Raw genomic sequence first — 26,172 nt, 5'->3', positions numbered from 1 at the left:
CCGTTTTTTATACTTTTATAAAATTTCTATTTATTGTTGTTCATAATCAGAATCCCAGTCTGTACCATCATCTCCTTTTTGACCATCCATTTTAATCATAAAGTTTTTAGCTGGAAAATATGGTTTCATATGAATATCCAAAAATACTCTATCTTTCTGCTGTGGATCTTGCTCAAAACGTTTAATAGAAAAATCTTCTATTAATTGATCTGGTCCGGTAATACCATCTAAGAATTTTACAATCTGTCCCATTAATTCTTTACGTGTTCTGGCATTAAAGTTTTCAAAAGCTCTTCTGTTTAGGAAATCCATTAATACTTTTGTCACATAATCGAATACACGAACTACTGAATATGTCTGTAAGCCCAGGTTATCTCCATTAAATAATGTTTTGGCAGAGAAGGCCATCACTTTACCATACTCATTAACCATCGGTACCAATCCAAGTTTTTCTAATTGAGCAATTTCACTTTTCTTTAGATCAAAACGTACACCATCTACTTCATTCATACCTCCAAATTTCTTACCTGCAGTAACTTGTGACATCAATGTTTTATATATTTTTCCGGCAAGAGCACTAGATGGAGGTACAAAAAGATCATCCTCCTCACCTACTTCATCATGTTTTCCTCTTCCCACCAGCCAATTACAAGACATAATTACATTAGACCTGTATTTATCACCTCCAGTTAAGTTAGCAGCTTCAAACATTTCCATGACATCATCTGGTTCATCGAGATGCTCAAAATCGGTGATCATCATTACTTTATTTTCATGAGCAATTTTGGCCCACTTCTCTACTACCTTATTAGACCCCAAATATCCTGGTATTACTAATAATCCATAGTTATCTCTCAAATCAAGACGATCATATCCCTGGACTAATTCTTCCTGGACAGCATCAATAAATCTAGTGTTATCCAGATCTTTTAACTGCTCCAGTTCTGCATTCATAATATTAATATTCTTAATTTTTTGAGATTCTGTATTCTTGAAAAATAAAGCTACAGATCTATAGGACTGTTCTAAATCTCTGGTTTGCTCTAATGCTGCTCCAAGATTTTTCTCTAATGACTTACCAGCAATTTTGGATCTCTTTTCTGATTCATCTACCATAACAGAAAGATCTTCAGATGATGATAAAATATCTCCCCAAATCTCTAACGTTTTTTGAAGTTTTGCTCGTTCAGCCTTTTTAGAAGATTCTGTAAGAAAAATCTTTTTACGCGCTTTACGATCAGGATTCATATTCTGAACGTCATCTATGCACGCTTCCAGTAGATCAAATCCACCGTACTTAGCTAATTTTTCTTCATTTATTTTTAACTCCTTTGCTGGATTTTCTATTTTTATACTCTCTTGAGCTTGTTTCCCTGCTGCCATGTAATCTTTTTTTAACCTTGTTGTAATTCTGCTAATAGTGATTGAATAGATCTTAATAATGCTTCCTTAGCATCAGGATCTGCCAATGCAGTCTTTAAAATTTTATTTGATTTAAGTTGTTTTACAACCTTTAGATACTGATCTTTTTCTGTATCCAAATCATTCAAAAATTTGCTTTGATTTATGATCCCTTTTTTTCCAAAATCACCTAAATGACTAAATTTCAAAGTTTCTTTGCTCTCTACCCCATCAGCATCTTCAAACTCAACTTCTACTTCTGGTTTGTAATTTTCGAATACTTGCTCAACAGAGGTAAGTCCACTGACTATTTTAGGTTTAATTGCCTGGTCTTGAGTCAATTTTTGAACAAGCAATGTTTTGTTTTGCCCAATTTCTAAAATTGCTTCACTAGCATCAGTTTTTACTTCTGTTCCTCCTAATCCATATGTGTTATTTCCCATATTTTTCTTAAATAATGATTGTAAATTATAAATATACTAAATTTTATTACAGCATATCGGCTTTATTTATATGTCCATTGCATTTTTTCTTCTTTTACATCAAGACTCACCTTACTTCCTTTACCTATCTTTCCGGTAATCAACATTTTAGACAAAGGCCCTCTAAGATCAGTTCTAATAACTCCTCTCAGTGGTCTTGCTCCATATTTGGGGGTAAATCCCTTATAGGCAAGATATTCCTGAGCTGCCTCTGTAAGTTCTAAAATTACCTCTTGCTTATTAAGAGCTTTGTGTAGATCTTTTAACTGAATATTAAAAATCTTAATTACATTTTCTTTTGTAATGGGTGCAAAAGGTACTATTTCTGTTAGTCTTCCTAAAAATTCTGGTCTAAAATGCCTTCCCATTATCTCCAGAAGATCCGAAGATTTAGGAATCTCTCCATCGGTAAACGATTTAACAACATGTTCACTACCAATATTAGACGTAAACAAAATTACAGCATTCGAGAAATCTCCCGTTTTCCCCAGGCGATCATTTAATTTTCCTTCATCTAAAATCTGTAGAAATATATCAAATACTGATGGATGTGCTTTCTCGATTTCATCAAATAAAACTATTGAGTAAGGTTTTTGTCTTATTTTATTCACTAACAAACCTCCTTCTTCATACCCAACATATCCAGGAGGCGCCCCATATAACAGGGCAGCAGAGTGTTCTTCTTTAAACTCTGACATATCAAATCGTATAATAGCATCCTCTGTCTGAAATAAAAACTCTGCCAGCGATTTTGCCAGTTCTGTTTTTCCGGTTCCGGTAGGTCCTGTAAAAAAGAAAGAACCTGTAGGCAGTCCTGGTTTACTCAAACCTGATCTCGATTCTAATACAGCTTCAGAAATTGTCTTAATAGCATGGTCTTGTCCGATCACTCTTTTCTTTAAATGATCTTCCATACTTAATAATCTCTCTTTTTCATCTGCCTGAAGTTTCCCGACAGGAATTCCTGTCTTATTAGCAATAGTAGCAGAGACATCATTTTTATCAATAAATGTCTTTTCTTCGGATGATTTCTCAAAAAATCGATTCAGGATATTAGAAATTTTTTCTTTGTAATTATCTAAAGTTTCTACCCCTAACTTCATTTCTTCTTCGCCCAACTCTGTAAATAAAAGATAACTGAATTTATTCTTTAGATTATTATATATCCAACTAATTGAATCTATCTTTTCGGATTCATCAGATTCTTTTGCAGTAATTTCTTCCAGGTTTTTTTGTATTTCCTCTACTTGATTCGCGGTTGTCTCAATCATGTATCTGGAAGCGGACATCGTTCTATCAATAAGATCTATAGCCGCATCTGGTAAGCTCCGATCTTTATTAAACCGCTTAGACAATCTAATTGCTTCGGCAATCGTATCATCTATGATATCCAAACTATGGTGTTTTTTATACTTATCTATAGTATTTGATATCATTTTTAACGTATCATTTTCTGAGGGTTCTTCCAGAGATACTATTTCAAATCTTCTGGAAAGCCCTTCATCAGTTTCGATATGTTTTCTATAAGCATCATTGGTACAGGTAGCTATAAAAGTTACTTCCCCTTTGGCCAATTCTGATTTTAGGATATTAACTAATCCTTTATTACCATTATCTTTATCTGTAAGATTATTCAGTTCATCAATTAGTAAGACAGGTTTATCAAACTCCTTTAATGCTGCTAAAATCTTCTTAAAACGATCTTCTACCTCGCTTTTATAACTCGCACCAGAAACTAAATTAATAAAATCTAATTCATAAATCTGAGCATTTTTTAACGATTCCGGTACATTACCATTCACAACAGCTTGAGAAAAACCATCTAACAAAACAGTTTTACCTACACCGGGCTCTCCGGTAATCAAAACATTAGGTTTAGAATGTCTTCCTAATATTTCAGTAATCATTTTTACTTCTGCATCTCTTCCAAAAACATCATCCAACTGCTGGTTTTTTGCTCCAAATGTCTTATCAAAGCAATAAGTTTCCAGAATTCCAGTATCTGCTTGAGAACCTGTTTTTGCACTCTTAGCTTTTGTCTTATTTGCTTTTCCTGTTATAGTCTTTCCTTGATTGGCAGCAATTAAAATCTCATCAGCTTTGAGTGGTAATGTTTTTAGCTGCTCATACGAAAATCCAACACCAGGAGTACATAAAGAAATTAGAATGGCTTTGGATGTTATTTCTTCTTCACCTAACTTTAATTTAATCGTATCAGCTTCGTTAAATACTGCTTCAATAGATTTATCTCCTTTTATTACATCAGGAATGTTAACCACTCTGGGCAATGCTTCAATTCTAACCTCTGACCATTCTTCATAATAATAAATATCCCCATCTATCTGATTAAAAAAATCTCTTAGCCCAACATCTTTATGGATCAATGCTTTTAATAAGTGAGCAGCATTATACTCATTATTATGATATTCTTTGGCAATGGATTGCGCTATATGAATTGCATTATTCACCTTAGGTGATAATTGGTAATCTAAAATTTGCATGAAGTCGGTTTTTCGTAAAGTAAACAAATAACCTAGTAATAAGCAAAAATTTATTAAATAGCCCTAAATAAAAATTTAAAACTAAAAGAAACTGCGCTAACAAACTAAGAGTGTATTACTTTATAGAAACCAAATATAAATTAAAATCTTAGCATGAATTACCTGTTTTTTGGCTAAAATCCCCCCCCTGTTTTCCGGGTAATACTATAAAGATATATTTATACCATTTATTTGGCGTGTCTACATTCAAGGCGAAACGAATAATAGACCCTAAAAAAGTTCAAAATATCATTTTAGGAGAAAAAAAAATGATGAAAGAAAAACACGAATTAGAAAATCAAATTTTGGGAATATTCCAAGAAAAAGGGAAGGGCGCAAATAAAATCGTTTTGCAAATGCTAAAGCCCACAACACCGCTAAAAAAACGTGCCGTTATCCGTAATATACTTTCACGCGTTTATATCAATAATGATGGAACATATTTTTTAAAACCATTTTTAAATGAACAAAAAAACTAACCATATGCCGCAATTACCACCATTGCCGTATCATCTGCATATTGATAAAGCTCCTAACAATGAGCGTGCAAAATCAGGGAGTATCAGTCACCAAAATACACCGCGCTTTGTGTGTCGTTTTCTAATTGGTGATGTTCCTAAAGAAACAAAAGGTTTGACCGTTCATAATGCAGAAACGGGCGTGACTTTATACAATCTTATATTGTCCGATACTACAGACTTAAAAAATGATTTACGCAATGTTGAGAGCGCAATGAAAGAGGGCGCACGGGTTATATATGACACTATAAACCCTCCATTCTTCAGGAAATAAGCAAGCACCTGAAGAAATAAAAAACGTAGTTAATTAATCAATAGGCTTGTTCATTGATGGGGAAGATTCATAAAGTTCATCAGGAAAATATTTATAATATTTGAAATGATGTTTTTTTAATAATTTTAATCCATAATAATCGTGCATCTTAAATTCTCGATTATAATCATTAATATCCCACGGCGCTAACACACGATTAACAAATTTTGAATCTTTGAAAGGGTCTTCTTTTTTAAATTTTTTACGGCATTTATATAAATATTCTATTACGTGACCTACAACAAAAGCACGTTCAGAAAAAGAAAGGTCATTGGCTATTTTTCTATCTTTAGTCGTAAGTCTGCTAGAATAGCTACGTAATAAACTAAAATAATCATCTTCACTAGATTTAGTATTTCTATAGATTCTTGTGAGATTGGCTTTATTTAGGATAAGAGTGTTGTCTGTATTTTTAGACCATATAAGTTTTTCAAAAGATACTAGGTCTTTAGGTTTGTCATTTCTTAATAGATTATTTCCTGTAAGACTCTTTTGCGAACCACAAGAAAAAATCATCAAACCAATCGCCAGTAGACAGCTTAAATTTATTATTTTTTGATATTTGAATATATTAATTAAGTATCTCAATTTCATAATAAAGTAGGTGTCTATTTGTAAAAATCTTTACACTCTTTTTTTGCTATCTCTGCTTGGTGTTTAGCAAAGTACGTTCGGTCATTAATATAATCCATATAGTTTTTCGTTTTTGCTTGAGTCACTTTTAAGCCACATACTCGTTTAATATCTATTTTTCTGAGTTTGTCTTTTAGACGAACAATAGATTTTTCTGTGTTTTTTATATTTTCCTCCCCTTCTTTAATCTCTGTTAAATCTCTGGGTGAAGGATTATTTTTCGCCTTTAGCTTCTTTATGTTTTCCTGATCCTCTTTAATATAGTTCTCTTGATAAGCAATTAGATCGTTAATTTCCTTCTTTCCATCAGCAATGCTTTGGTTACGTGTTAGATCACCCAATTTAGTATTCTCGCTACTCATATCTGCCACGTCCTTAAAAAACGTGTGTTCCATCCCAAGCATATGCGCTATTTCGTGAGCAAATACCGAAACATCACTTAATCCACCATTAAAGATAACAGTTCCTTGACTTCTTATAAGGCTTGTTTGCGAAAAACCTTGTATCAAAGGATCAGTATAACTTTTATCAGTCACAAAAATGAGCGCACCTTTATGCGTTTTCCCATATTTGGCAAAATACATATCCTCTAATTTATCTATTAAAAATCTTGGGTTTGGATCTCGTGTACCATAGATTTTTTCACCATCTTCATCGACTGATACTGTGGGTTTAATAGTCGTTTTTTGATATTCCCAATCTTGAAATACGCCGCTTTTATAAAACTGCGTCCAATTGTCTTTAGTAACATCTATAACAATACATTCAGGCGATGGCTTTATAGGGGCTATAGTAAACCTAAGACCTATCTGACTAAAAGCCTTGCTGTTAAGGCTATCTATTAGTTTTGTGCCATTTGTTGCACTTTTATAGAGTGTTTGTGCATCTGATTTCTCGGTGTTTGGGTTGGATTTAAAAACAACTGGAACAATTTTTATTGCAAGGTTTTCAATGCTATTAGGAGACATTTCTATTTTGCCAACTTCATCTCCATTATAATCCTGTATGATAATGTATTCTGTTTGCCCAAAGGTGTTTAATGCCTTTATTTCTATATCAGAACCTTTGCTTTTTAACTTTTCTAATTTAATTGGTGGGTTGCTACCTGCATCTGACTTTTTATCGTAAGATATTTCAAAATTCGCATTTTTTACAATCGTTAAAAAATCAGTTTTTTCGTCCTTCCCACTTATCAAAGGTGTTTTAATATTTATAGTCGCTACCTTCCCTTTGGGAAGATTAATCCAAGTGACAGGATAATCTTTGCCGTAGTACTGCACTATTTCATACATTTCTTTTAAGATTGCCTGCTTTTGGGGATCAGTACCTCCCTTTATAAATTGGCTACTTGGTTCATCCAATATATGACTAATATCGGAAGTAGGCGTATTTTGAAATTTTACAATTTTTGAAAAATTAGTATCCATTTCACACCAGTCTATCCCATATTCACCAGTAAATTTAGTAGGGTCTATAGGGGAAGGTGTTACAGTAGCTATATATTTTGCGGGTAGTATTGGCATTAAACTTGCCGATCTGGTCTCTCCGTCTTCAAAAGTTATTCTAAATGTAGTTTTTTTCATTAGTCTTTATTTTTTTGCTCAACTACTTTTAATTCAATTTGTTCTAAATCATTACTAATAACAATGTTTCGAAGCGTGTCATTAGGTAATACATCGCCATTATATTCAAAATCATACTCTGCATCATTTAGATCAATTGTTAGGCTATCACCTATACGGTTTCTAGTTTCTATGTTTAGCACGATGATGTCGCCCTTTTTGTAATCGTCAATTGCTTCACCATCTGTATTGGTTAAATAATAATTCGTTACTTTCTTCCCATTATCAATAACAGTCGGTTGCACATTAAGCATTGCGGGGTCTGTCACCGCCCAATGCCTTTTTAGCAAAACTTCGCCATCACGGATGATTGTCGCGGGGGATAGGCTCACATCTATAGTTAAAGGATTATTGCCAGTAGATGAAAAATGGTATTGGCAGAAAATACAATAAACGTCTAATAATTCAATGGTGGTGCTTTTGCTCATTCCATTAACTGGAGAAAATACAATTTTACAGCGTTTTTTCATCATTGTGGCGTGCATTGCCCATTCTACAAACGTAATATCTTTGCTTGCTTCGATCACAAATTTGAAAGGGTTTGCGTTGGGTGTGCTTACTGGTCGCCCTGTATAATCGGAGTTTTGAAAGAAGCCGAAAAAGAAATCCAAAACACGGAATTCTATATCATCGACAATCAAAGCAATTCATATACTCATAAATGGTTGGTTTTAAGGATTCAAAAATAAAATAAATTAGGTGTTCTGTGCTTTATATTCCCTGATTTTTTTCGTCAATCTAGTAAGTGTATTCTGGTGGATTATAACTTTACCCTCTTTTATTGCTAATAAGGGGTTCACTACTAACTGAATTTACACTTTGACCTGATTGCAATAATTCTACAATCATTAACTTAAATTCATCTTCATACTTTTTTGCCATAATTCAAATATAAGATTACGGGCTATATTTTTCTGTCCTATTAAAAGTAGACATTCCACTATTTACAGGACATACTTTTTTATAGATTTTAATTGAAATTAAACGAGCATCTAGACTCTACCTGGTCAATTGTAAAACCATCAATATATCTCATAAAGTATGCATATATTGAACCCAAATGATAATTACTTATAGACCCCTAATTAGTATTATTGGAGTTATAAAACATTCTCATGAGAAATAAGGTTCTTCTCCTACTCTTTTTTATTGCAAATGCTGGCTGGTCTCAAGATTTATCTAAACTTTATGAAAGAGTCAATCCTGCTGTGGTAGTAATATTTACTCAAGAAGCTAAATTAGAATCTAATGCAGGAGTTACCAAAACAATAACTTCAGAGGGTTTGGGGTCTGGGTTTATGGTTTCAGATTCTGAAATTATTACGGCATCCCACGTCGTTGATGTTGCTGAACAGCTCAAAGTTCGATTTCTGGATGGAGATATACGATCTGCCAAAGTGATTTCCACTTTTAAAACTGCCGATGTTGCATTAATTAAACTAGATATACCAAAAAAATACGTTACAACTGTTTCTTTTGGTGATTCTGATCAGATAAAGATCGGAGAACAAGTTTTTATCGTGGGAGCTCCTTTTGGGTATAGTCATTCTCTATCCTCGGGTTATATAAGTGGTATTATCAAAAACAAACAAGGTAACAACCCCTTTACGCAAGCTGAATTTATCCAAACAGATGCCGCCATCAATACCGGTAATTCTGGCGGACCTATGTTTAATATGAAAGGTGAAGTTATAGGCGTAGTAAGTCAAATTCTTACCAAATCAGGCGGTTTTGAAGGTATTGGATTTGCAGCAACTGCTAATATTACTAAAAACCTGATCGCAAACAACAGAACTCCCTGGTTAGGTTTTGACGCATATCCTCTTATCGGTAAAACCAAGCGATTATTCAATGTACCCCAAAACAGTGGTTTATTGGTACAGCGTGTAGTCTTTGGATCAATATTACATAAAATGGGACTGCAAGGAGGGGATACCGAAGTTGTGATTGATAGACAAAAATTAATAATTGGAGGTGATATTATTCTGGCTTTTAATGAAGTTGAATTTGATTTAACCGATGAATCCTTGGCAAAATTAGGTAAACTAGGAAAGAATCTTAAATCTACAGATCCGTTAGAACTAAAAATACTCCGCAATGGAAAAATCATTACATTGAAGCGATAACTAATTGTTTTGTGAATTAATCCTATTTAATGAAGTACTACACTATTCTAAAAATAATACCCATATGCATAACGCTTCTCTTCTATGGTTCTATCAATGCGCAGGAAATCAAAAATGACTCCGTAGTTACTCCATTCCGTAAAGGAAAGTGGCTTACAGGATTATCCGGCACCATCAACTCGAGTACTATCGAATTAAGAAGCACGGATGAAACAACTACAACCAATGAATATGGGATTAATCTCACTACTGGAAAATTTATAAAAGACCGTTTTTTAGTAGGAGGTACAATTGCAGCGAATAGAAGTAATAACTCAGGAATTGTGGAAAGAACTACAGAAAACTTATTTGTAGGGCCGCTAGTTTCCTACTACATCTCCAAGGTAGAGCGTGGCTCACTTTTTTTTCAGGTATCCCCCGGGTATGTACGTTATATAGATAATACTCGCATAGAACAAACCACTGGTTTTGTAGAAGAATTGAGCGAAGGCAGTGGTTTTGGTACACTGCTCGGCGTTGGATATTCTTATTCTTTTTTTGATCTGGTCACCTTTGATATAGGATTAAAAACCAATTTATTATGGATCAATATTGATCAAGAATCGATTCCTGTAAACACTGCTACCTCAGAAGATATTTTTGTGAATAGCATTTCTTTTTCATTTGGTTTTAACATTTTAGTAGATACATTCTAATGAAAAAGCAAATTTTAATATATATGGTTGCTCTGATATCATTAATATCTAATAGTATTCAATCTCAGAGTAAAGAAACTGTATTTAAGACAGATACGATTGCAAGTACAAAAAGTATTCAATTTATAGGAGTTCCTATTGCATTTTATACACCAGAGACCGAATTTGGTTTTGGCGGTGGTGGCCAAGTATTTTTGCTAAACAAAACCAATATCTATAATGACCGCCAGTCAAACATTTTATTTAGTGGAATTTACACACTGAATGAACAGTTTTTATTTGAAGTCAAGCCAGAAATCTATTTAGGTAAAGGAGACTATTTTATCGATATAGACTATGTTTGGGAGATCTATCCTAACCTATTTTGGGGAATAGGGAATAATGCTCCTGACAGGGATGAAGAAGTCTATAACATGACTTCGCATAAATTAAAGATTGGTTATCTAAGACGTTTACCTCCAAATCTTAATTTTGGATTTGAATATATCTTCGAAAATCACCAGGTTACTGAAGTTGAAGAAGGAGGAATTCTGGATGGTGAGACTATTTTGGGTAGTGACCGCGCTATTATTAGCGGGTTAGGCGTGACCTTTAATTTAGATACCCGAGATGATCTGGGGTCTCCTCTATCAGGTCGTTATTATAAATTGAATGCACAGTTTTCAAGCGAACTTCTGGGAGCAACCCACGGATATAATAAATTCTTTTTGGATTTACGAACCTATGAATCATTATCCAAAACGAGCATCCTGGCAATGCAGGTATATAGTGAAAACACTTTTGGAGATGCGCCTTTTCAAGGGTTGGCTAAGTTTGGAGGAAGTTATAGCGCACGAGGGTATTTCTATGGTCGATTTACAGACAACCATATGTATATAATACAAACAGAGTATCGATGGCGTTTTAGACCGCGATGGACAATGGCGGCCTTTGGATTGATAGGTGAAGTAGCAAATACTCCCGAAGACTTCTTTAGTATAAGCAACATGAAACCGAGTGCAGGAGCGGGAATACGTTTTAAGTTGCTTAAAAATAAAAGTACCTGGTTACGATTAGATACCGGATTTGGAGAAAATGGAAATAGTGGTTTTTATTTTGGAATCAATGAAGCTTTCTGATAATGAGCTCATCATGAGTACTGTTTTGAGCTACAAAATTTACATATTGCACGCTAATTTTGTTAGTTTTTTTAACCATAGCTACGAGTTATAGTGAAAAAAACCTACTCCATCATAGTACAAAAGTCAAACTTTTCGGTTGAGAACCACTACTCAGGATGAGTTCAATGCTTTAATGAGAGAATATCATACTTTCTCGATATTCACCAGGGGTTAAACCTGTCCATTTTTTAAAGGATCGAATAAAATTTGGACTGTCAGAATATCCCAAGTGTTCACTAATCAAATTAATATTCATAGTAGAGGTAGTTAGAAGGCAAACTGCTCTTTCTTGTAATATATGACCTAGAATATCAGAAAATTTAGCCTCTTTTGATTTTAGTATCCTTTTCAGACTACTCTCAGAAGTATTAAAATGACTAGCGAGTGTTTTAAGAGAGGGGATACAACCATACTTATAGCTCGATATCACATTTTCAATAACTTCTACTATATTTTTTTCTTTATACTTAGGTACTCCACAAAAATTCAGAGGATTGGTATAAGTCTCGTGCTCCAGTAAAGATTTTGAAAAAACAAATCGATACTCTGGTTGATTGTATTGAACAGGACATTCTACGCCTGGTAACAAGGACTTGATACCAGAAAGCGCAGCATCTGGTATATGGATAGAGATTGGATGCCAATTGTGTCCTCCATATACGGTAAACAATTGAGATACGATTGTCAATAAAATATACTCTGGTATTCTGCATTTTCTAGAGTTTTGATCTAAAAATGAAAAAGAGAATATAGCCTTATTTTTATGAATCTTTAAATTTGTTTGAAGATTTGTCTGAAGTACATAATTGGATTTGACAAAAGCAGCAATAGCATCATTCAATGTTGAGAACCCTGTCAGATATGATCCATAACTACCTAATTCTGAAAGACTAAAATCATTAAGGGAATTAACTATGAGTGTATCATTCTCACTATTTCTTCTCAGTAATGAAAATAATTCATGAGCTACCATTGTAGGAACATAGTTTTGTGAACTAGAAAGATCAAAATGTCGTATTTCACTTTTTTGAATAATTTTTTCGGTATCAATTCCGAAATTTCCTAACCTAATCAACAGTGGTTTAAAATAAGATACCTGATATACAAAATACTCTTGTTTCATTATACATGATTTATGTGCGGGTATTACTAAAAATCATGATCTAAACGAATAAGCCATATTAGATCACACTAAATGTATTTGATCTACCATGCTAAAAAAAACAAAAATAAGTGAAGTGGATAAATACCTATTTAAAGTGTCTGGATTTTGATTTCAATTACTCATTAGCCAATTCTTAAAATCCTTTGCTTTTGCCTTACTAATGATAATACTATCATCAATTTCTGGGGTTACGGTTACTTTAATTTTTCCATAAAAAGGATAATTTATTTTATCCACAGCATCACGATTTATAATGAATTGTCTATTCACTCTATAAAATGATTCAGGATCTAACTCTTTCTCTAGTTCTTGTATTTTTTTATCAAAAGTGAAGGACTCTTGAGAAAAAGTAATTCCTCGCACTATCCCAGTTTTAATATAAAAAAAAGCAAAATTCTTGACTTTTACCGGGATAATATCTCCTCTATTAGGTATTAACAGGGTAGAATGGTATTTTTTGCGCTTCGCTTTCAGGTTTTCTAACAGTAAATCAAATTCTTTTTGCACCCCATTGTAAGTATTCTTCTTAAACTTAGTAATAGCATGTATCAGTTCTTTTTTACGAATTGGTTTCAGCAGATAATACAAACTATTCACCTTAAATGTCTCAATTGCATATTGATCATAGGCTGTGGTAAAAATTATAGGGGTGTTCAGTTCAATTTTCTCAAAAATTTCAAAGCATATACCATCTCCCAAATGGACATCCATAAAAACAAGGTCAAAATCTCTATTTTTTCTAAAATATCGTATGGCAGACTTTACACTATCCAATATTTCAACGATTTCTATTTCAGTGTTTTCGAGATACAGTAAATCAATTAGATTTTTGCCAGCAGCAATTTCATCCTCAACAAGTATAGCCTTTATAGCATTCATAATTAGTGCATAGGAAGTTTAACAATAAAATGATCTTTTTTATGAACCTGAATATCTTTTTCTTTTAAAAGAATATACCGTTTTGATAAATTTGCAAGTCCATATCCTGTACTTTTCTCAGGGTCGTTTCGGGGCTGGATTTTATTTTTGACTATAATATACTCATTTTCATGGTAAACCTCTATCGTTAAAGGATAATCTTTAGAAATTTCGTTGTGCTTTATTGCATTTTCTACTAGTATTTGTAGAGAAAGAATAGGAATCAAAGTAGAATAAAAATCTTGTGCAATGTCTATTTTTATTTGAACATTAGTACCATATCGTATGGTCACCAAATGTATATAATTAGTCAAAAACTCTATTTCATCTCTTACAGGGATGAGGTTCTTTTCACTGCTTTGCAAAATATATCTAAAAATGGAAGAAAGCTTGTCTACAAAATCAACAGCTTCTTCCTGGGAATTTCGGATAATGTAATTTAAAGAATTTAAAGAGTTAAATAAAAAATGAGGGTTGATCTGACTCTTTAACACCATTAATTCATTCTGAATATTCTCTTTAATAAGCATTTCTTTTTCAATTTCATTCATTTTCTGTTTTTGCTGAAAAACAAGCAACCAACCAATTAAAACTGATGTTATGCCCATAACCACCCAAACATAACGTATCCCTTCTCTTTCTGGCTCTACAACTTTAAACAATACCATCTGATGAATCCACATGATTAGATAAAAAGCAACTATAGAGAAAGAAGTAATAATTATAATAAAAGTCAATAATCTAACTGACTTAGAAAACCGTAATAAATACTTAGTTGAGTATACGGTCATATATAAAAGAACTATACAATATGCAGCAAAGCTTAGTAATCGAAATAAAAAAACAAAAACCGAACCGGCTGCAACATCATTAAAATAAGCTAAACTAGGGTATACGATAAATAAAAACCTATTCAGATTAATTAAGAAAGATATACTAAGTGATATCAGTAATAAAGTTCTTATTCTGATTTTAATTTGTTCCCATGTAATCAATTTGATTTTATAATGTTTCAACTTAATATTAGTTATTGGTTTTGTTAATGTATTTACCTATAACAATAGCAGTCAAAATCACTAAATAAAATTGACCCATCATGCCTGTTAAAATAGCTGCTTTTTGCGCTAAAGAAGTCACTGGAACGATCTCGCCGTAACCAATCGTCATTAGCGTGATGTAGGCGTAATACATTAATCGTTCTGTAAATAATTGTGGTTGGTCAATAGTCGCCTTAAGTCCTTCAAAAGAATTTGGATAGACCATTTCTATGGATAAGCAAATAAAAAAACTGATGAGCCCTAATGCGATATATCCGCTAATCAATCCGAAAATCACATTTTTGTTTATGATTTTAGCTTGCCAAATTTGTTTAATAATTTCCAAAGTGACAATGGTATAGAATGAGAAAAACACTCCCATATTGAGTAAAGAACGCAGTTGGTTATATTTATTTTCAATCATATTTGCACCAAAAACAATTCCGGAAACAATCAATAAAATAATAAAAAACCAGGTAAGTTTTTTCTTCTTAGAGATTAATAAAATCCCTGCAACCAAATTGATCAAAAACAATATGGGTGATATATGAGTCTCGAAAAAGTCTCCTGGAATAATCAATGACCCAAAAAGGATAGCTATCTGACTACACAGAAAGAATTCAAAACGGTATGGGTACAATTTTTCTATCATAATTACTTATTCAACCACTATAAAACAATCAGCATCTCTATCGTAATTGTATCCTCCGATCTGATTTTTTTCAAAACATTCGCTAAAAAACTTAATGAGGTTGATCTCATAGCTTTGTAAAGATACCTGTAAACGATCTAATACAGATTTATGAATCCTTAGTTTTTCTTTTTTATATCCGTTTTTTGATACTAAAAAAGAAAGTTTACGACTGCTTTTGGGATAAACCAATCTGACAAAGCCTTTAACCGGGTTATTAGTCTTATCAAAACGATCTTCATATACGTTTGCATCCGGAGGAAGCAATTGATAGGGTTCTAATTGTTTAATCATCCAGTTTAGTGAAACCCCGCTAATATTTGTATTTCTGGCTCCTCCTCCTACATCAGAATGTGCTCCAAAAAACCAGACTTCATTAGCAACTTCTTCCGGTTTTACTTCAGGGCAGGTGGATACCATGCGTTGCTGCGTAAGCAATACTGGTGTAAATATAGAACTGCGATTATCATTAAGTGATAGGGCATGTACTGCTTTTTTTACATTACATAACTGATCAAAGTAGTTATTTTTTGGTGCATAATATTCCTCATCATATTTTGGAACTCCAAGTGCTGCTACTGTATCCCACAATCCTATAAATTCAATTTTATAATCATCAGGGTTTATGGGTTTTCCTGTTATTTCAACAATATCTTTTCTCCGATTTTCTAAGGTTTTTTTAGTTTTATGCGCATCAAAAATCTTTTTAATAAATTTTAAACGCTTTTCTTTAGGAATATCTTTGACATCTATAATTCCTGCAACATAAATCAAGCCTGCCAAAATTCTAGATGCGTAGGCGCCACGGCTAAATCCAAAAATATAGATTTCATCCTTTCTTTGATGATCATAATGTTCTACCAGATATAGATATCCTTTGCATACTTCGCGTCTTATTCCTGAACCTGTGATCATTCCTAATACATCTGCTCCATTTCCAACTCCTCTAAGATATACAGCACTTACATTTGTATTATCCTGGAGTGTAGTTAGGTTATAAAGTTTAGATACATTGGTATAATTCTCCTCATTATTATGAGTGCCGTCTAGAAATATTGCCAGCTTTTTGGGATCATTTTCCTTATCTATAGGATTGTGAACAATAGGAGCTTTTATTCCACAGTTGACGAAAAAAAACAGTAGTATCAATAGCACTATTTTTACTAGTTTCATCTGTTTATAATATTGTTTTAGGGGGCATATGGAACTCACCAATAATCATGCTACTATGAATAAAAAAATTGTTATGTCTTGCTTCATTTCTTTTTAAATTGATCGGAAACAATTTTGGAAAACTTGTTTAAAATCTTTTTTCCCGAATTGGGATCTGTAACATCTACCAGGCAAACATTTACCAATTGTTTGTCTTTTTTCTGGGATAAATCATACGTTATCGCTTCTAAAACATACGTAGTTGATGTCAACTCTACTTTGGGTACATCTCCTCCTTCTAGCGCTGATAGCTTAGGTAACATGTGAATATCATCACCAGCATTAAAGGAAAAGAAATATCTTTTTTGATATTCTGCAGGAATGTCAACTCGTTTCGGAGTATTGTCATTTCTCGTATTTATTGTGTTTTTTAATGATGTAACCAAAATAGCAGTAATCCCATCATTTTTAAATTGTTTAGTGATCTCTGCTATTTCTTCTTCTGTAGGATCTTCTTTCTCTTCAAAATCAGGAAATGTTTTATGTATTTCTATTGCATTAATACCTTGATTTCTTAACTGATTTGCAATGGAGACTTCATAAGATTTCCTTACCTCCACATCAGGACTTTTGGCTGCTATCAAAATTTTCTTGCTTTTTACGGCTTGAAAATCTTTTGACTCCCAAGAGTCTATCAATTTAACAGAAGAACAACTCCAAGTTATTATACAAAGTAATATCACTAGTAAAAAACGTTTCATTTTTTTCATTAATATAAATTTAGTTAGTCAATTTTATTAGTTTGTTATTGAGTAAAAGGGTTTCTATTCCTATAATAAACATCCAATGATCTAAATTTAGATTTGAGCTAGTTCCTGAATAAATACTACTGATAAAAAACAACTCTAAACTACTATCATATTGTTTTATCATCATTAAGATATTTAAAATGAATAGCCCAACTTTATTCCATATCGAAGTGCAGGAAGTACAATATTTGTATCCTGATTTCCATTTATTCGAAAATCCAGATTAAGTCCATCAAAAACAGCATATTCAGAAAGAGCATCGGATACGTCATCATAAAATTCTTCTGGCACGGGCTGCTTTTCTACAAGTTTAATCCTATTTGTACTAACACCAGGTCCCGCAATCAAAAAATCGATAAAAAAACGTTCCCAGATTATTAATTTATAACCTATTTCCAATCCTCCCGCGAATGTTACTATGTTGGCATCAATTTCTATAGTACTGTCCATTTGATTACTATCCGTATAAACACCTAAGATTTCATCGGTAAAATTTTGATATTTTGCGTAGGCTCCAACATAAAACCCAGATAATCTATTTCTGGACTTCTGAGTATACCACCTAAATTCTGGTAAGATCTTTATTCCCTTAAAATTAAATTCATCGATAGAAATTCGATCTCCGTTAATTCCCGAAACTTTAAATATCCCTGAACCTGTTTTTAGTCCAACCGAAATTCCAACACTCATTTTATCACTAATACCCCGTTCATATTGAATCTGAACAGTACCAAAAATAGGTAAAATAGGATCTATGCTGATGTAATTTTTTTCTTGTGCGTTCGTCGTACCACTTACAAGAAAACAAATAGCTATCAAAACTTTATTTTGCATTATACTTTGATTTTTTAAGATGGTTCAACAGATGGATTACATCAGAATTTTAGTTATCTAGCAAATTTTTAAGTAACTTTTAATCCAATAATGTGTCATCAAACTCATATCCTTTATAATCCACCTTATATAATACACTATAAAAAGCAGGAATAAACAGTAAGGTAATTACAGTACCAAATAACAATCCTACCATAATAGTTACCGCCATAGGTTCCCAAATAGCGCCTCCACCCAAATACAGTGGTATCAATCCCAAAACAGTTGTAAAGGTTGCTAGCAAAATTGGCCTGAACCTTTGTAAGCATGCCGCAATAATTGCATCTTGGGGCGATCTCTTAATTTCATTTTCTTCAATCTCTATACGATCCACTAATACAATAGCATTATTGATCACAATTCCTGCTAAAGAAATGACTCCCAGAAATGCCATAAACCCAAATGGTGTCCCAAACAATAATAAACCTAACACCATTCCAATGACTCCCAATGGTATTGTGCATACGATCATCATCATTTTTCTAAAGGAGTTAAATTGTATAATGAGTAACATGATGATAATAAAGGCTGACAAGGGCAAATATTTTACTACAGCGCCCATATTCTCTGCAGTGCTTTCTGCTTCTCCACCCAGGTCATAAGAGTATGCGCCTTTCCAACTTTCTTGCTTCTTTTCTAACCAAGGTGTTATTTCTTCTATAATGGCAGAAGCATTACCATCTTCTGTAAGTTGAGAAGAAATCGTAATGGTTTTTGTTAGATCTAATCGCTTTATTTTAGAATATTGCCATTGAGGTATAATTTTGGCCACCTGTAAAAATGGAATACTCTTGCCAGAGCTTTGTGCATAGATATTCAAACTTTCTAAGGAAGAAAGTGTTTGCTCTTTATTATTTTCACCTTGCATGATGATCGGAATATTCTTATCATCTTCACGATATTCTCCCGCTCTAAAACCATCCAATACCGTTTGCAATGAGGTTGCAATATCTTGATTGGTTACACCAGCAGATTGTGCTTTGGTTTGATCAATTTGGATCACAAATTTCTTGCCTTTTGGTCCCCAGTCATCTTTTATATTTTTAGTCCCCGAAATTTGAAATAATTGAGATTTAATTTGACTTGAAATCGCAGCCAGACGATCTGGGTCATCACCCGAAACTTTAATTTCTACAGGGGCTCCACCACCGGTAGAACCCAGTAATCCTGATTTTATATCTGCATTAGGAAAACTTTCATACGTAAAAACATCCAAAGCATTCACCACAGCTGTATTGTCTTCAAAAGATGATGTATTCACCAGAATATGGGCATAATTAGAATTTGCTTCATCTGCATTGTATCCTAAATCATATGACGAAGGTCCTTCTCCTATAAAAGCAGACCAATCTACTATTCCTTGAGATCGCTCTTCGTTTACCAATAACTCTTTTTTAATAAACGTCTCTATATCCTGCACCACTTTTGTTGTTGTTTCTATATTCGTTCCTTCGGGCAAATTAATATCAATGGTAATCATATTACGATCACTATCAGGGAAAAACAAAAACGATAATAATGTAAAACCATATAATGATAAAAAGAACAGTGCAACGATACTTACAAGGACCGTTCGTTTCCAGGATAAAGCAATCAGGATTAAATTTTTATAGTATTTCTTTAAGGTATTAATTATTCTGTCTAAAAAACTCACTTTGCCTTCTTCTTGTTTTTGCACTTTGAGGAAGAATACACAAAAAAGCGTAATGATGCTTAATGACAATAACCAGGAAGAAAGTAAAGCAATAGTAATCACCACAAATAAAGGTCCCATAATATCTCCCATCACAGATTCTGCCATATAAAAGGATAAGAATGCTGCTGAAGTGGTCAATGTCGAAATTAATAACGGAATAATTAATTCTCCACAAGAATCTATGGCAGCTTTTTGCACAGAATCACCTTTTTCCAATTTTACCATAATAGACTCGGCGACCACGATACCATTATCTACCATCATTCCTAAAGCCATAATTAAAGCAGCCAATGTAATCTGATTAAGACCAACACCAATCAATCCCATGACCATCAATGTCGTTATGGTTACAATTGGGATCAAACTAGCAATCACTAATCCCGTGCGTAATCCTAAAAAGAAGAGCATAACGGCTAATACAATGACAATCGCCTGGATCAAATTGCTTACAAAACCACTTATTTTTACATTAATATAAGAATCCAACGAAGAGATCCGAAAAACTTCGAGACCTACTGGGAGTTTTTCTTTCCATTCCTTTAGCACGATATCTAATTCTTCTCCCATTTTAATAATGTTGGCACCTTCTTTTAAAGAAACGTGGAGCGAGAGGGCATCTTTACCATTAATTCTAACTTTTTGGGTGGGAGGATTTATGTATCCCCTTTTTACTGTAGTAATATCATTAAGTGTCACTACCTGACCATTTTCTCCAACGGGAATTAAGGTATTTTGTATATCAGAAATACTATTAAAGTTTCCGGTAGGCTCTAAGGTAATTCGCTCATCTTCAACTGAAATCTCACCACCAGAACTTAAAATATTTGTACTACTGATAATATTTTGCAATCGATTTGATGTTAGTCCGTAAGTTTTTAATCGTATATTATCAAACTCAATAAAAATACGTTCCTCCTGATCTCCGTTAAGTTCTACTTTGGCAGCGTCATCTAATTTGATCAAATCGTCTCTGAGATCATCTGCATAGTCTTTCATTTCGGCATACGAAAAACCATCACTTACTAGTCCCACAGCAATACCAAAAACTTCACCAAGACCATCGTCTTTTAATTGAGGATGTACATTATTAGGCAGTCCTTGTACTGTGCTTAATTTTCTGCGTAGTCGATCCCAGACGGGTTGTAGCTCCTCTGGAGCAACCTCCATTCTTAATTCGACTTGTACAACAGATAATCCACTACGAGAAGTACTTTTTACGAGTTTTAGTTCCGGTAATTCCTGAGCTACTTTTTCGATCTTATCGGTTACCAATTCTTCTACACGTTCTGGTCCTGCACCAGGAAAAGAAGAAACAATAGATGCAACTCTTATAGTATATGGTGGCATACTATCTCTGGACAATGACTGATACATAACAGCACCCATAACAATCACCACAGTAAGGATACTTAAAACAACTCGGTTTTTTTCAATAGAAAACTTGGTAAGATTCATACACTGATTCTTTTGTGATGGTTATTGTAATTTTACTTTTTGTCCTTCAAGTAATGTTTGTAAACCTGCGGTTGCTATTTTTTGTCCTTCAAAAAGTCCCTTTTTTACTTTAAAACCAACTGTAGTAAGCTCCCCGATTTCTATAGTCTGTTTTTTAATAACTCCTTTAACCCCATCCTCTGATTCGATGATATACACAAAATTACCATCACCATCTTCACCTACAGCTTTTACTGGAATAATAATTGAATTGTCACTTGCTATTCCTGTATTTTCAAAATTGAAGGTAACTTTTGCTGCCATTCCAGGCTTGATATCGGGTGTTGGCGTATCAATTCCTATAGACGTAGTATAGGTCGCTGCACCGTCATCTACTGTAGGGGCTACTTCGAGTACCGTTCCATCAAAAGTCTTTTGATCTAATGAAGAAAAGGCTATGACAGCTTCCATACCAGTTTTTACCGTATTCACTATATTTTCTGGTAATCCAACTTCGATTTTCATCTGATCTCCTGCATTAAGAATAGCAAATTGATGTCCTGCACCTACACGTTCACCAACACCCCCATCGGTATCTGCAATTAAACCATCTTTGGGTGCTGTTATGACTCCATAACTTAATTGTGTTGCTTGTATCCCTTTGTTACGTTTTGCAGACTCGTATTGAGAGAGTGCATTCTGATATGAATTTTTGGTTTGTTCGTATTCACTAAGAGATTTACTCCCTTTTTCATATAGAGATTTCATACGATCCAATTCTGATTTTGCAGTATTCATAGCTGATTTGGTACTATTCAAAGCAGAAATTGTTTGTTCATACGCCAAATTAGCCTCTACATTATCAAGTTTGGCAATAAGGTCACCTTTCTTCACTTTTTGACCTTTGCTTACGTTTACTTTAGAAATAATACCACTACTCCTAAAACTTAATTCTATTTTATCTCCTGCTTTGGCTATACCACTGAATGTCCTTGTTTTTTGCACTCCCAAAGTTCCTACTGTTTCATAACGTACTGGTCGTAATACTTCTTCTTTTTTTACCTCAGCATCTTTACAAGCAGTAAGCATCGAAAATGCAAATACCACTAATATTATATGTTTTACGAATTTCATAGTCATTACTTAGTTTTTATTTAAAATATATTGCGTAGCTCTTTGAATAAAATCCTGATTACTTGCCTCGTCATTCATTAAAAAGAAATACCCTATAGCTCTTTCTAGCTGCATAGAGGTCAATAGATAATCATAATTAGCAGTTGCTCTGGCTAACTGTGCTTGCAAATAATTGGTCTGAGCATCGATTAATTGGATGAGTGGAACTGCGCCCTGAGCATATGCGTTTTGAGTAAGATCCAGGCTCTCTTTGGCAGTCTCTTCTGATACTTTGGATATTTCAATATTTGCAATTTGATTGATTATGTCAAGCAAAATATCGTTCACATTTCTTTCGATGTTCAATTCGATGTTTTCTTTCTGAATCAATAACTGATCTTCCTGAATTTTTGCAGTTTGTCTATTAATGTTTCGCTGATTTTGCTGAAATATAGGTAAGGAAAGGTTTACGCCTACATTATAAGTTCCCTCAGGAGTAGTAGGAAAACCGGTAGGTACTGTTGTTCCTTTGCCTGATTCTGAAATAGCAAGATTGTATTGCCCTTGCAATGCTACTGTGGGTACAAATCGCCCGAGATTATTAAGACGGTAATTTCTTTGCGTTGCTTCCATGTTGTAACCGATATTTTTTAATTCGGGAGCATTTTTCTTTGCTTCTTCAACTAAAAACTCGATTAAAGTTGGTCGTAATTTTGGGTCATCCAGAATTTTTAGAAAATCTTGATACTTATAATTTTCAAATACACCTTCAGATATTTTGGCATTATCGATATCAATCTCAGTAGCAATAGGGTTATTCATTAACTGATTAATTGCGTTGAACGCCTGCTGTTTTTGATTTTCTGCATTAATTAAACTCTGGGTATTTTGTGCCAACTGACTTCTGAAACGCAGCACATCAGACTTACCGGATTCTCCTGCAGCAAAGTTTTGATCTGCTATTTCTAAATTCTTTTTGGTTAGCTGGAGGTTTTGATTTTGAATCTCTGCATTTGTTTTCAGTACCAGAGCATTAAAATAAGCCACCGAAGCATTTAGAAGTGCATCCAGTTCTGCAGCATTATAGGTTTCATTCTGTGCTTTTCGTATGTTCTCACTGATTGTGATATTAGCTCCAGCTCCTTCAGAATAGATCACTTGCTCCAGTGTTACGTTTCCAGAAGTAGAAAACTCTGGATTCGCTCCATTAGAGATTTCTGCAACCTTTGGATCAAGATACACAGCGTTGGCATTTGCTGTTACATTAGGTAAATAACTACTCTTTGCCGTTTTTACATCCTGAGTACTTAACTCAATATTTTTTCTTTCTACATCCAATGAAAGGTTTTTTTCTACCACTCCTTTCATAATATCAATAATAGAATACGATGTCCCTTCTTTTATATCATTTTCTCCTCCTATAAAATCTGCTGAAGCCAACATGCTATAGCGTAACGGAAATTCTATTTGCTTTGCGGTACTATAATTAATAGACAGTTTCTTCTTATAGTTTATATACATGGGTAACTCTGATGGATTTGTTCCATCAATAATTGCCTCTACATTAAGAGCTATACGTCTAAAGAATTGATCAATATTAGTTTCTGGCTGATTAGAAGCCAAAATACCTTTCTCAACATCTTCTTTGCTGTACGCTGAGAATGAAGGAAGCTTTTTAGCATTGATATTGGTAACTAATGTTTTAAATTCACGATCATTTAAATAGAATCCGGCTGCCAGATATATGGCATCTATATCGGTTAAATCAGCAGGGATGCTCCCATCTTTCTGAAGCGGAATAAGTTCATAAGATCCTCCATTCTTAGAAAAGTACTCATCAAATAATTTTTTTATGGGTAATAATTCAGATATAAAATCATCTATAACTATACCTACTTTGTTGTAATCGTATAATGCTTTAAATACATCCAGATCATCTCTATACGAAAAAGGTGCAATCAGGTAGGTAATATTAGCAATTCCTGAATTTTTTTGACCATCCGGAAAATCATAAAAATCACTATTTGCACTGCCAAAAAGAATAATCGGTTTAGGGTATTGTTCTTCTTTATCGATCATTATAGTATTCACCAGTCCAAAGGCTAATATGATATCTGCATTAGAATTTAGTAATGTTTGATAATTTGATTTTGCTGTTTGGTTATCAAATCCATTTTCAAGAACCTCTTTAAACACGATATTAGCACTTTGTCCAACTACAGATCTTATTTCGTTTTGAAGCTCAGTCAATAAAGACCTTGTTTCTACTGTTGACTTATCTGCTACAATACCAATCGTCACTGTTTTGGAGGATTGTGAATATCCTGAAAAGTATACGAAGGTAAGTAATAGAAGTAATCTTATATTTTTCATATTACTAAAATGATGCGTGTATAATATAGATTAAAATAATAGGCTATAATTGATTCAGTCGTTTATTTACTGACCAGGATAATTTGTCATAGAATGTAGAGAAGCTATCGAATTGTTCTGCTGGCAATACTTCTTTAAGTTCTTTGTTTTGTTCCTTTACTAATATATTAAATTTTGCGATGACTTCAATTTTAGTGAGTTTTGCACTTTCAGCCAATTGCCTCATTTTTAATCCATAATATGAGGTGATGATCTTAAATCGATTCTTTGTTTCTGGAGTCATGTCTTCATTCGAAATCAAATCACCCATCCATTTTTCGATATAGTCAGTTTCTTCCTTCTGAAAAATCTTCATAGATGATTTATTATTTTTTTCAATGACTTCTGTTTGTCCAAATATGTTTATTGAAAAAAAAACAAAACAGATACTAAGAAAAATGTTTTTGATATTCATAACCTACTAAGTTGTGATGACTATGATTTATTATTTGGCCCATCCATTACGATTGTATACACTAGTTACAATTTTACTAAAGCTCTCCTGATGAATGGTAAACTGATCCTTGGTAAGTATTTCTTTTACGTCTGTCTCTAAATCCTTAATCATCTGCTTAAACCTTGAGATTACCTCTTTTTCTGTAAGTTGAGCATCTTTATCATCCAATCTGGACATTTTATTAGTATGATAGCCAATAATCATATAATAATCATCTTGTAAATCTTCAGAAAGTTTCATTTTACCCACTTCTTCGGCAACGAAAACTTGTAAATTGTCTTTTTCTTTTGATGAGAATATTTCGACTTTATTCTTTTGTCTTTCTTGTTGTTTTTCTTTTTGTGTTTGACTAAATGTAGCTAGAGAAGTTAGTAGCAACAACCCTGTGATGATAGTTTTCATAGTATTTAAATTTTTAAAGATGATCTTAAAAGATAATCCGTGTTTTGTTAGAATTGGCTAATTTTATTGATTATTAAAATTTAGTACGATATTATGAAATCAGAAAGTACCTATCATTATCAATTTGGCGCAGTTGTTAAAATAACCTTAAGAGATGGCGAAATATCGGAAGAAGAGAACACCTTTTTAGGTCATTTGGCCAAAGTTTTAAGGATTTCAGAAGAAGAATATGATCACATCAAGCAAAACTATCTTACCTATCCGTTAGAACCTACTAATACTTATAATGAACGTTTAGAGAGTATGTATACTTTGACAAAATTAATCTCTGAAGATGAGGCTATTTCTGGAGAACAGCAAACTGTTTGGTTAGAGAGAATGGCCAAAGCAATAGGTTTTACCTCAGGTAATGTTAAATATATAGTTGCAAAATCGTTAGCCGTTATTGAAAAAGGAGTGGATCAGGAAACTTATAAAAATGAGATTAGAAATATTAATAAATAATCTATTGTTACACTTATTT

The 26,172-nt window shown here is 33.3% G+C and carries 24 protein-coding genes; 6 read left to right on the top strand and 18 right to left on the bottom strand.

From position 1 onward, the window contains the following. Positions 1-30: 30 nt before the first annotated feature. From F0000_RS16575 to F0000_RS16565, 3 genes are all read right to left on the bottom strand, one after another. The gene (locus tag F0000_RS16575; RefSeq protein WP_149625845.1) at positions 31-1,383 is read right to left on the bottom strand and encodes a DUF5458 family protein; all 1,353 of its coding nucleotides are present in this window, start codon (positions 1,381-1,383) and stop codon (positions 31-33) included. A gap of 11 nt (positions 1,384-1,394) precedes the next feature. Beyond that, complete coding sequence (locus tag F0000_RS16570) at positions 1,395-1,844, bottom strand: hypothetical protein (protein WP_149625844.1); 450 nt, start codon at positions 1,842-1,844, stop codon at positions 1,395-1,397. A 62-nt stretch (positions 1,845-1,906) separates the two neighbouring features. Further along, positions 1,907-4,384 carry an ATP-dependent Clp protease ATP-binding subunit gene (locus F0000_RS16565; RefSeq protein ID WP_188112152.1) on the bottom strand — a complete coding sequence of 826 codons (2,478 nt, stop codon included), beginning with the start codon at positions 4,382-4,384 and terminating at the stop codon, positions 1,907-1,909. A gap of 236 nt (positions 4,385-4,620) precedes the next feature. Between F0000_RS16565 and F0000_RS16560 the strand changes: the two genes are divergently transcribed. Both F0000_RS16560 and F0000_RS16555 read left to right on the top strand, forming a co-directional pair. Continuing rightward, positions 4,621-4,902 (top strand): hypothetical protein, encoded by a 282-nt coding sequence (locus tag F0000_RS16560; protein ID WP_149625843.1) that lies wholly within the window; start codon positions 4,621-4,623, stop codon positions 4,900-4,902. Then, positions 4,886-5,215, top strand: a complete 330-nt coding sequence (locus tag F0000_RS16555; protein ID WP_149625842.1) for a hypothetical protein — start codon at positions 4,886-4,888, stop codon at positions 5,213-5,215. Before F0000_RS16560 ends, F0000_RS16555 begins: the two co-directional genes overlap by 17 nt. A gap of 33 nt (positions 5,216-5,248) precedes the next feature. On the opposite strand, the gene F0000_RS16550 is transcribed toward F0000_RS16555, so the two are convergent. The 3 genes from F0000_RS16550 to tssD are packed head-to-tail and all read right to left on the bottom strand — an operon-like array spanning position 5,249 to position 8,150. Then, a complete protein-coding gene (locus F0000_RS16550; protein ID WP_149625841.1) occupies positions 5,249-5,848 on the bottom strand; it encodes a hypothetical protein in 600 nt (199 codons plus the stop codon). Positions 5,849-5,862: 14 nt separating this feature from the next. Next, positions 5,863-7,470, bottom strand: coding sequence for a hypothetical protein (locus tag F0000_RS16545; RefSeq protein ID WP_149625840.1), 1,608 nt, complete (start codon positions 7,468-7,470; stop codon positions 5,863-5,865). After that, on the bottom strand, positions 7,470-8,150 hold the full coding sequence (gene tssD / locus F0000_RS16540) for a type VI secretion system tube protein TssD (protein ID WP_149625839.1): 681 nt from the start codon (positions 8,148-8,150) through the stop codon (positions 7,470-7,472). Before tssD ends, F0000_RS16545 begins: the two co-directional genes overlap by 1 nt. 474 nt (positions 8,151-8,624) lie before the next feature. Here tssD and F0000_RS16535 point away from each other — a divergent pair, with 474 nt between their 5' ends. The 3 genes from F0000_RS16535 to F0000_RS16525 are packed head-to-tail and all read left to right on the top strand — an operon-like array spanning position 8,625 to position 11,448. After that, positions 8,625-9,635: a S1C family serine protease gene (locus F0000_RS16535; protein WP_149625838.1), complete on the top strand. Its 1,011-nt coding sequence runs from the start codon at positions 8,625-8,627 to the stop codon at positions 9,633-9,635. A gap of 29 nt (positions 9,636-9,664) precedes the next feature. After that, positions 9,665-10,330 carry a DUF481 domain-containing protein gene (locus tag F0000_RS16530; protein WP_149625837.1) on the top strand — a complete coding sequence of 222 codons (666 nt, stop codon included), beginning with the start codon at positions 9,665-9,667 and terminating at the stop codon, positions 10,328-10,330. Continuing rightward, on the top strand, positions 10,330-11,448 hold the full coding sequence (locus tag F0000_RS16525) for a BamA/TamA family outer membrane protein (protein WP_149625836.1): 1,119 nt from the start codon (positions 10,330-10,332) through the stop codon (positions 11,446-11,448). Before F0000_RS16530 ends, F0000_RS16525 begins: the two co-directional genes overlap by 1 nt. Before the next feature lie 172 nt (positions 11,449-11,620). Here F0000_RS16525 and F0000_RS16520 read toward each other — a convergent pair whose 3' ends face one another. The 12 genes from F0000_RS16520 to F0000_RS16465 form a co-directional block, all read right to left on the bottom strand. Then, positions 11,621-12,613: an AraC family transcriptional regulator gene (locus F0000_RS16520; protein WP_149625835.1), complete on the bottom strand. Its 993-nt coding sequence runs from the start codon at positions 12,611-12,613 to the stop codon at positions 11,621-11,623. A 153-nt stretch (positions 12,614-12,766) separates the two neighbouring features. Then, positions 12,767-13,534, bottom strand: coding sequence for a LytTR family DNA-binding domain-containing protein (locus tag F0000_RS16515; protein WP_149625834.1), 768 nt, complete (start codon positions 13,532-13,534; stop codon positions 12,767-12,769). A gap of 2 nt (positions 13,535-13,536) precedes the next feature. Beyond that, positions 13,537-14,241 carry a sensor histidine kinase gene (locus F0000_RS16510; protein WP_223148913.1) on the bottom strand — a complete coding sequence of 235 codons (705 nt, stop codon included), beginning with the start codon at positions 14,239-14,241 and terminating at the stop codon, positions 13,537-13,539. Positions 14,242-14,596: 355 nt separating this feature from the next. Next, positions 14,597-15,262 (bottom strand): ion channel, encoded by a 666-nt coding sequence (locus F0000_RS16505; RefSeq protein WP_149625832.1) that lies wholly within the window; start codon positions 15,260-15,262, stop codon positions 14,597-14,599. 6 nt (positions 15,263-15,268) lie between these two features. Next, positions 15,269-16,474, bottom strand: a complete 1,206-nt coding sequence (locus F0000_RS16500) for a DUF2235 domain-containing protein (protein ID WP_149625831.1) — start codon at positions 16,472-16,474, stop codon at positions 15,269-15,271. A gap of 83 nt (positions 16,475-16,557) precedes the next feature. Beyond that, positions 16,558-17,223, bottom strand: a complete 666-nt coding sequence (locus F0000_RS16495) for a hypothetical protein (RefSeq protein ID WP_149625830.1) — start codon at positions 17,221-17,223, stop codon at positions 16,558-16,560. 174 nt (positions 17,224-17,397) lie between these two features. Further along, positions 17,398-18,096, bottom strand: a complete 699-nt coding sequence (locus F0000_RS16490; protein WP_149625829.1) for a DUF3575 domain-containing protein — start codon at positions 18,094-18,096, stop codon at positions 17,398-17,400. A gap of 79 nt (positions 18,097-18,175) precedes the next feature. Then, on the bottom strand, positions 18,176-21,286 hold the full coding sequence (locus tag F0000_RS16485) for an efflux RND transporter permease subunit (RefSeq protein ID WP_149625828.1): 3,111 nt from the start codon (positions 21,284-21,286) through the stop codon (positions 18,176-18,178). A gap of 21 nt (positions 21,287-21,307) precedes the next feature. After that, a complete protein-coding gene (locus F0000_RS16480; protein ID WP_255452774.1) occupies positions 21,308-22,399 on the bottom strand; it encodes an efflux RND transporter periplasmic adaptor subunit in 1,092 nt (363 codons plus the stop codon). A 9-nt stretch (positions 22,400-22,408) separates the two neighbouring features. Then, positions 22,409-24,751: a TolC family protein gene (locus F0000_RS16475; protein WP_149625827.1), complete on the bottom strand. Its 2,343-nt coding sequence runs from the start codon at positions 24,749-24,751 to the stop codon at positions 22,409-22,411. A 43-nt stretch (positions 24,752-24,794) separates the two neighbouring features. Further along, positions 24,795-25,106, bottom strand: a complete 312-nt coding sequence (locus tag F0000_RS16470; RefSeq protein ID WP_149625826.1) for a hypothetical protein — start codon at positions 25,104-25,106, stop codon at positions 24,795-24,797. Positions 25,107-25,235: 129 nt separating this feature from the next. Beyond that, a complete protein-coding gene (locus F0000_RS16465) occupies positions 25,236-25,649 on the bottom strand; it encodes a hypothetical protein (protein WP_149625825.1) in 414 nt (137 codons plus the stop codon). Between the two features lie 93 nt (positions 25,650-25,742). Between F0000_RS16465 and F0000_RS16460 the strand changes: the two genes are divergently transcribed. Next, a complete protein-coding gene (locus F0000_RS16460) occupies positions 25,743-26,153 on the top strand; it encodes a TerB family tellurite resistance protein (RefSeq protein ID WP_149625824.1) in 411 nt (136 codons plus the stop codon). The last annotated feature ends 19 nt before the right edge of the window (positions 26,154-26,172 follow it).

It is taken from the genome of Aquimarina sp. RZ0 (genome assembly GCF_008370685.1).
GTDB lineage: Bacteria > Bacteroidota > Bacteroidia > Flavobacteriales > Flavobacteriaceae > Aquimarina.
Note: the sequence above shows the minus strand (reverse complement) of the source record. Positions and strands in the feature narration are given on the sequence as shown.